The following is a 7,910-nucleotide window of genomic DNA, read 5'->3' on the forward strand; positions in this document are numbered from 1 at the left end:
CCCGCCCCATGCCAGAAGCTATACGGGAGGTACACCCAACTTTCTCCCACCACGGCGCGACAGCGCCGCTGAACCGCTAGTCGGTAAACAGGCCAGCCAGGTCCTCGGCCGTCAGCGCTCCGCCGGAGAGGGCGTCGCCCTCCATGACGTCGGCGAACAGCTGGGACTTCCTGGCCTTGAGGGCCATGACCTTCTCCTCGATGGTGTCCTTGGCGACGAGCCGGTAGACCATCACATTGCGGGCCTGCCCGATCCGGTGCGTACGGTCCACGGCCTGCGCCTCCGAAGCCGGGTTCCACCACGGGTCCAGCAGGAACACGTAGTCCGCCTCGGTCAGGTTCAGGCCGAAGCCGCCGGCCTTGAGGCTAATCAGGAACACCGGGGCGGCGCCGTTCTTGAACTCGTTGACGACGTCGGTACGGTTGCGGGTGCTGCCGTCGAGGTAGCAGAACTCGATGTTCTCCTCGACGAGCCGCTCACGGACCTTGCCCAGGAACCCGGTGAACTGGCTGAAAATGAGCGCCCGGTGCCCTTCCGCCACGAGGTCCTCCAGCTGCTCGAAGAGCACATCGAGTTTGCTGGACCGCACCCCGGAGAGCGCGGGATCGATCAGCGAGGGATCCAGGCTGAGCTGCCGCAGCAGCGTAAGGGATTGGAAGATGGTGAAGCGGTTCTTGTTGACGTCGTCGATCAGGCCGAGGATCTTCTGGCGTTCCCGCTGCAGGTGCGTCTGGTAGACCTTCTGGTGCCGCGGGTTCAGCACCACCTCGAGGATCTGCTCCTGCTTCGGCGGCAGGTCGTGGATGACCTGCTCCTTGGTGCGGCGCATCATCAGCGGACGGACCCGACGCCGGAGCTTGTCCAGCTGGGCCTTGTCACCGTTCTTTTCTACCGGCTTCTGGTAGTACTCGGCGAAACGCTTCGGGCTGGAGAAAAGCCCCGGCGCGACGATCGAGGTGAGCGCCCAGAACTCCATCAGGTTGTTCTCCAGCGGGGTGCCGGTGATGGCCAGTTTGAACACCGCCGGAAGCTTCCGGGCGCACTGGTACGCCTTGGACTGGTGGTTCTTGACGAACTGGGCCTCATCCAGGACCAGGCCGGCCCATTCCTTGGACGCATAGGCCTCGTAATCGATCCGGAACAGGGCGTAGGAGGTGATGATGATGTCCGCCCCCGCCATGGCCGAAACCGGATCCGAGCCGCTCTTGGCGAAGGTTTCGCTGATCCCACGCACCGTGAGGCCGGGGGCGAACCGGGCGGTCTCTGCCTCCCAGTTCCCGACGACACTCGTGGGGGCGACCACGAGGAAAGGCGCAGCACCGGGCGCGGCCCCGGCAGCTGCCCCGCCAGCGTCCGCGCCAATTTCCGCGGCAGCTCCCGCGGGGGAGCCGCCGCCGTCGGGCGCTCCCGCAGGGGCGCCTGCCGCGATCTTGGCGGCGCATATCAGCGCCAGCGCCTGCACGGTCTTGCCCAGGCCCATGTCGTCGGCCAGCACCCCGCCGAGCCCGTGGCGGTAGAGGAAGCTGAGCCAGTTGAAACCCTCCAGCTGGTACGGGCGCAGCTCGGCGTTGAGCGTTGCCGGCAACGGCAGGCCCTTCACTCCGCCTTCGAGCAGCCCGCCGACCGCCTCGCGCCAGGCCGCAGCCTGCTCATCCACGATGCCGAGCTGGGCCAGCTCGTCCCAGAGCCCGGCCTGGAAACGGCTGATCTGCAGCGGCGCGTCCTTGTTGTCCTGCAGTTCCCGCGCCTCTTCAATCAGCGCACGGAGCTGGTGCAGTTCGGGCAGGTCCAGGGAGAAGTAGGCGCCGCTGGGCAGCAGCATCTTGGTCTGTCCGGCCGCCAGGGCAGAGAAGACCGCCGCGAAGGACACGGGCTGGCCTTCGAGGGAAATCTGGATGCCCAGGTCGAACCAGTCCCGCTGCTCGGTGGCCTTCGTGGAGATGGACACCACCGGGGCCTCCTCCGCCTCCCGGTAGTCGGCGATCTCGCCGGCCGTGTCCACGCTGACGCCGGGGACCTCGCGGAGCGCAGGTAGCAGCTCTTCGGTGAACGCCAGGGTGTCCAGACCGCTGAATTCGGCCGACGCTGCCAGCCGCGGCGTACCCCACCCGCCCGTGGCAGACTCGCCCAGCGCCGGCACCACGTCCCAGGGCTGTCCGACGGCTTCGAGGATCCGGGCCTCGGCCGGGTCGTCCCGGTAGCCGTGATCGCCAGGGTGGCGCCACAGCGGCTGCGACGTGACGAGGGTGCCGGACTTGTAATGCCATTCCCAGTGCAGCCGGACCCGGTGGCCGGCGCCGTAGTTCGCCAGCAGCGACAGCGTGGGAACGGCCAGCTGGGGCAGCTCCACGGACTCATCGGAGGCCGTCACCCGGGCGCTCTGCTTGAGTTTGGGGTAGAAGCCGGTCAGGAAGCGGCTCTCGTCCCGGGCCGGAATGTGCAGCGTGGTTCCGGCCGTGACAAAGGTCAGAAGCTCCTCGCTGAGCCCGCCTTCCAGCGGGGCGAGCGTGATGACGGAGTCCGCCGGCGCGACTCCCGGCAGGGCATCCGCCCCGGAGGTCAGGAAGATCCCGTGGGCCGGGCGCCCGATGGTCCCGACGGAAGCGGGATCGACCACCTCACCCTCAACGGTGATGACGGGGGCGAGCGACAGCCCGCCGCCGTCCCCGCCGGTGTCTCCACGGCCGGCGGCCGGCGCAACCTCGCCGGAGTCGTCCCCCCCGGCCGGGACCGGCCAGGCGCCGAACCGGGCCAGGCTGAGCCCGACGGCGGCCGGCTGCTCGACGAGCCGCACCGGCTCCGGACCCCGGCTGTGGACCAGGGCGACGCCGATCTTCCGGGCCTGGGCCAGCAGGCTCCACAAGTTCTTGCCGGTATAGGTGTTCATGCCCAGCCACAGCCCGGTCCCGGCGTGCTGGCGGTTGGCCTGGGCGGTGTGCGAGGCGAGGAACTCCTGCATCCACTCGACATGGGCCTCGTTGCATTCGCGCCGGTAGCTCAGGTAACTCAGGGTGTTCCAGGAGACATCGCCGCGGATCCATTTGCCCTTGGCCCCCATGATGACGGGACGCGCCTTCAGCTGGCGGACGCTGCGCAGCGGATCCCGGCGGCCGGTGTAGGAGAAATGCGGGGCGGGTTCTTCGATCTCGAACTGGAGCGCCAGCGGGATGCCGTTGGTGGACTGGGTGATTCCCGGCCGGGCAATCAGCGGGCCGAGGGCCTGTTCCCAGTCCGCCACTTCAAGCACCGGCGCCTGCCGGGACAGCCGGCTGGTATCGGCGGGAGTGAGCAGCTGGACCCGGATCGCGGGGTTGTCCTCGGCGGCAAACAACAGCGCGGCCACATGCTTGCAGTCCTTCCGGACCGGGCAGCTGCAGACGCCGACGGTACAGCTCCACCCGCCTGCCTTCCGGACCAGCTTCGCCGTGGTCGAATACGGCACATCGGAGCCGCCCCGGACCTTGCCGAGCATGAGTCCGGTGGCGGCATCGAAGGAAATCCCGGAAACACGGCTCCCCATGGCGTAGGCAAGTCCGGCCGCGAGGGAGCGGTCGTTGATCGCGGGGGTCTGTATTGCCAGTGCCGCACTCTCGTCCGGATGGGATGGCATGTGCGCACTACTTTCAGCAGTTGGTCATCGGATCCATCTTAGCGAGCCTGGCAGGACACCCCGTACCCGGCTGTCTGCCCAAGTGGATAACCTGCCTACGTGGAGAACTCGCCCACGGGGATAACTGGGCATGACCGGGCACGGGGGACGTAACGGCACGGGACACCCAAACTTCGCCGGACGTTCAGCTCAGGCTCAACCGCAGCTCCGGCGGTGCCGCGTACCGTGAAAGGGTCCGGAGCGACACCAGCCTTCAGCAGTGAGGATTTTCCATGAGCAACGGCCTTTCCACCGCACTTCCCGCCACCGGTTACGCGGCGGTCCTGCCGCGGGAGCGCATCAACGGCAGCGACGCCGACGTGGTTGACGCGAACGTGGACGTCGTCAACGCCATGTACGCGGAGCTGCTCGACATCGGGGAGATCGCGCCGAACGCGCTGCGCAGCTACTACGTTGACTTCTATCTGACGCAGTCGCTGGGCGGCGGGTTCGCCCAGTACGTGTTCACCGCGCCGGACCGCAAGGACATTGACGCGTACATCAGGGCAGGGCTGGAGGGGATGGGGGCCGACGCCCACCTGGACCTCTTCAACCGCACCGTGGATGCCTTCGACTCCCTTTCCGAGGAGGAAGCAGACGCGTATCTTGACGGCGACACCGGCCTGGAAGACGGCCTGGAAGACGGCGCAGACGGTGGCGTCCCGGACGCGGTCCGGGTCCTGGAAGAGCTCGACGGCGAGTTCGAAACCCTGCTGGAGACCGAAGACCTCGTCGCGCTCAACGCCGCCTGGCTCCGGGGCCAGGCAGACCTCCTCGTCCTGGACGAGGAGGAACTCGACCGCCACATCGCCGAGCGCGTCTCCCGGGTCCCGAACCTGGCGGAACGCCAGGCCGAGGCCGCCGAGGATGAACTGCTGGACACCCCGGAATTCGAGGTGATCATCCGCGAGCTCTGCGACGTGGCCGGCCACACGCTCCGGAAGATCACCATGGGCGACCCCAACTATGACCACGACGGTCAGACCACCCTGGCGTGGCATTTCACCACGGACCAGGGCGAGTTCCTCATGCTGGACGATGAACGCGAGGCGGTCATGATCCACCCGGACACGAAGGAGATCCTGGCCGCCGTCGAGTTCGAGGTTGAAGACGACTGAACCTGGTGGCCGGCCGCGCCTGTTGGCCTGCCGCGGCGGCCGGCTGCTAGTACCCGCCCGCCGCCGCTGCGATCATTTCACCGGACGGGGCGACGAGGTGCCAGACGCTGCCGACGCCCTGGCCCAGAATGTCCCCGGCAGCCGTGTCCTTGGCGTAGTAGTACACGGGCATCCCGTTAATGGTCAGCTGCTTCTTGCCGTCCGGGGTGGCAATCGTGCCCACGGTGCCGGTGACGCCGTCGGCCGTGGGGGTGTCAGCTGCGGCGAGGACCGGAGGCCAGGACTGGAGGCAGCCGCCGGTGCAGGCGCTCCTCCCGGAGTCCTTGACGTCTTTCATGTAGACGTAGACGCTCATCCCCTTGCCGTCGACGACGATCCTGCCGGCGCTGGAATCGGCGACCTTGAGGTCCGTGGCGGCCGCTGCCGGGGTCGACGCCGGAGCGGAGCCCGACGCGGCGCTGCCGGGCGGCGTCGTGGCGGCTGCCGACGCCGCGGCTGCCGGCGTCGTGGAAGTGCCGGTCCCGCTGGTGCCGGCACAGCCGGAGAGTAATGCGGCGAGGGCGAAAGCGGACAAGCCAATGCTGAGGTGCTTTTTCATCTGCTGCTCCTTGACTCGAACCGGCCAACTGGCCAGGCCGGCGCTACCCGTTACGACGCCCTGGAGGGAAGAATGGTTCACAGCGGGCCGTGGAGTGCGCCCCGGAATCCGCGCGTGTGAACCGTTCCGGCGGTCCGCACGTCATAGAGGCAGAAGCGCAGAAACCCGCGAGGCAGGGAGGACGGTCATGTCGCTGGACGAAGACGTCGTGGCGGCCATCTACCGCGACCACGGGGCGGCCCTCAGGCGCTTCGTCCTCAGTGCCTCCCACGATCCGCAACTGGCGGATGACGTGGTGCAGGAGACCGTGCTGCGGGTCTGGCAGCAGGCCCCCCACATCACCGGAAGCCTGCGCAGCTACCTGTTCAGGACGGCCCGCAACATCCTGATCGACAACTACCGCAAGGCCCAGCGCCGTCCCCGCGAGACGACGGACCGGGACGTGGCCGACCCGGCCGACGGCGAGGAACGCGTCGATGAACTCCTCAACCGGGTGCTGATGGAAGAAGCCCTGCTGCGGCTCAGCGCCGAGCACCGGGAAGTACTCGTGGCGCTCCATTACCGCCGCTTCACCGTCCAGGAGGCATCGGCCAGTTTGAATATCCCGACTGGAACGGTCAAGTCCCGGGCGTTCTACGCCGTGCGGGCCCTTCGGACGATCCTCGACGAGATGGGGGTGCAACGGTGAGCGCCACGGAATTGCACCAGCTACTGGGCGCCTACCTGCTGGGCGGGCTGGAACCTGTTGAGGCCGCCGCCTTTGAGCAGCATCTGGCCGGCTGTGCCGCGTGCCGGCAGGAGCTGGACGAACTGGCAAGCCTTCCGGCGCTGCTGGACGCGCTCCCGGTGCCCGACGCCGTCGCCCTCGGCGCCGCTGCCACCACCGCCGTGCGGGACCCGGCGCCGCCGGTTCCCGAACCGGCGGTGATGCCAGCCGGGGCGACTGCCGGGGTGCCGCGGCGGATGCTCGACGAGCTGTCCGCGCGGCGCCGGAAAGCACGGCTGCGCTGGAGTGCTGCGCTGGCCGCGGCGGCCGCGGCGTGCCTCGCGCTCGGAATCCTGGCCGGGCCGCTGGTCAACCAGCCGCCCAAACCGGACGCCAGCTATTCCGTCCAGGCCAGCGGCGGGCTGCAGATCACGGTGGGCCTGGTCAAGAAGACCTGGGGAACCGAGCTCGCGGTCGACGGCCGTAGCCTGCCGGTGGACGGCACCCTCTCCCTATGGGTGAAGGACACCAACGGCGGCGAGGACCGCGCCTGTTCGTGGACGGCCACGCCCAGCGGCAGGGTCAGGATCACCGGTGCCACGCCCCTGCAGCTCACCAACATCTCCAGCGTCGAAATGCGGAACGGGCAGCAACAGACCATGGCCGTCATCGCCGTGCCGCCGGGATAACGGCAGCCGCCATACCTGCCACAAAAATGTCGGACCCCGCTGCTCTACTCATGGTGGGGGATCCGACGGCTTCCCCACCACCTGCGGCACGCACATCCGCACCGGCGATTGGGGACTCGTTATGGAACAGGCTTTTGTGGTTGTCACTTCCGGGAAAGAGCTTGCGCTGCGCCTCTCGGCGGCCGGACGGACAAAGCCGGCAGCGGTGATCTCCTGGCATCCGGAGCAGCGGGACAACCGGATCGACGTGGACCATATCGCCCGGGAGGTGGGAGACCTGGCCGAGGTCTACTGGCTTGAAAACGGCGCGGAGAGTTATGCCTTCGGCGACAGCCTGCCGTACGGGGCGCACGTGTTTGGCAATGCGGCACGCGTGTACTCGGAGGATCTCCGCTGGATGAACGACCTGCACCGCAGCCCGCTCCGGATGGCGCGCGACCACCAGTCCGCTGTCCGCGCGGCCGAGGACATCATTGAGGACGTGCTGGGCCTGATCACCATGGTCCCGCCGAAGGCCGCCGCAGTCCGCACCCAGCCCCGGCGCGTCCGGGGCATCGTCAAGGCCTTCGCCGGCGCGGGTTCCCGCGCGATCATCGAGCTGGGCGACGGCAGCTGCTGCACCATCCAGCGCGAGCACGTGGTCCCGCCGGTGCGCCTCGACTGGATGCTGGGCCTTGGCCAGTGCGTGGAAGGCGATCTCAACACTGAGGACCGGACGCTCGACATCAACGCACTGAAGACCGCACCCCGGCTCGCGGAGCTTTACCGGTCCGGGGACCTCGTCCTCGCCCTGGCCGAACAGGTCAGCCCCCGCAGTGCCAGGCTCACTCTCTACCCGGGCTCCAGCTGGACTGTTGGACAGGCCAGCGTCTCCGCCAACCCCCTCGACACAGTGGACAGCCTGGTGACGGAAGGCGAAGTGGTGGTGGCCCGTTTCCTGCGGGAACACGGGGCAGTGGCCTTGTCCTTGCTCGACGTCGACGTCGACGACGACGCCGCCGGGGTCGTGGAGGCGCCCGCGCTCCTGACGGGCGGTACCCCCTGGCTGCGGTCCGGACGGCACCTCACCGAGCAGCCCACCTCGGGACGGACGTTTCCTGCTGAAGCGGATGGTGTCCCCGGGCCGCGGACCGGGGACGCGGGGCGGGAG

General features: G+C 68.4%; 6 protein-coding genes. 4 read left to right on the forward strand and 2 right to left on the reverse strand.

Translation table 11 applies throughout. The annotated features are described in order from the left end of the window. Positions 1-76 precede the first annotated feature (76 nt). A complete protein-coding gene (locus BJQ90_RS14205; protein ID WP_226760898.1) occupies positions 77-3,610 on the reverse strand; it encodes a DEAD/DEAH box helicase in 3,534 nt (1,177 codons plus the stop codon). 272 nt (positions 3,611-3,882) lie between these two features. On the opposite strand from BJQ90_RS14205, the gene BJQ90_RS14210 reads away from it, so the two are divergent. Continuing rightward, complete coding sequence (locus BJQ90_RS14210) at positions 3,883-4,767, forward strand: hypothetical protein (RefSeq protein ID WP_226760899.1); 885 nt, start codon at positions 3,883-3,885, stop codon at positions 4,765-4,767. Between the two features lie 46 nt (positions 4,768-4,813). Here BJQ90_RS14210 and BJQ90_RS14215 read toward each other — a convergent pair whose 3' ends face one another. After that, positions 4,814-5,365: a hypothetical protein gene (locus BJQ90_RS14215; protein WP_226760900.1), complete on the reverse strand. Its 552-nt coding sequence runs from the start codon at positions 5,363-5,365 to the stop codon at positions 4,814-4,816. 187 nt (positions 5,366-5,552) lie between these two features. Between BJQ90_RS14215 and BJQ90_RS14220 the strand changes: the two genes are divergently transcribed. The 3 genes from BJQ90_RS14220 to BJQ90_RS14230 all read left to right on the forward strand — a co-directional run. Then, a complete protein-coding gene (locus BJQ90_RS14220) occupies positions 5,553-6,053 on the forward strand; it encodes a sigma-70 family RNA polymerase sigma factor (protein ID WP_226760901.1) in 501 nt (166 codons plus the stop codon). After that, positions 6,050-6,760, forward strand: a complete 711-nt coding sequence (locus BJQ90_RS14225; RefSeq protein ID WP_226760902.1) for an anti-sigma factor family protein — start codon at positions 6,050-6,052, stop codon at positions 6,758-6,760. The genes BJQ90_RS14220 and BJQ90_RS14225 overlap by 4 nt, the downstream gene beginning before the upstream one ends. Positions 6,761-6,896: 136 nt before the next feature. Further along, a partial coding sequence (locus BJQ90_RS14230; protein WP_226760903.1) for a hypothetical protein occupies positions 6,897-7,910 on the forward strand: 1,014 nt, incomplete at its 3' end.

Source organism: Arthrobacter sp. SO3 (assembly GCF_020532825.1).
Taxonomy (GTDB): domain Bacteria; phylum Actinomycetota; class Actinomycetes; order Actinomycetales; family Micrococcaceae; genus Arthrobacter.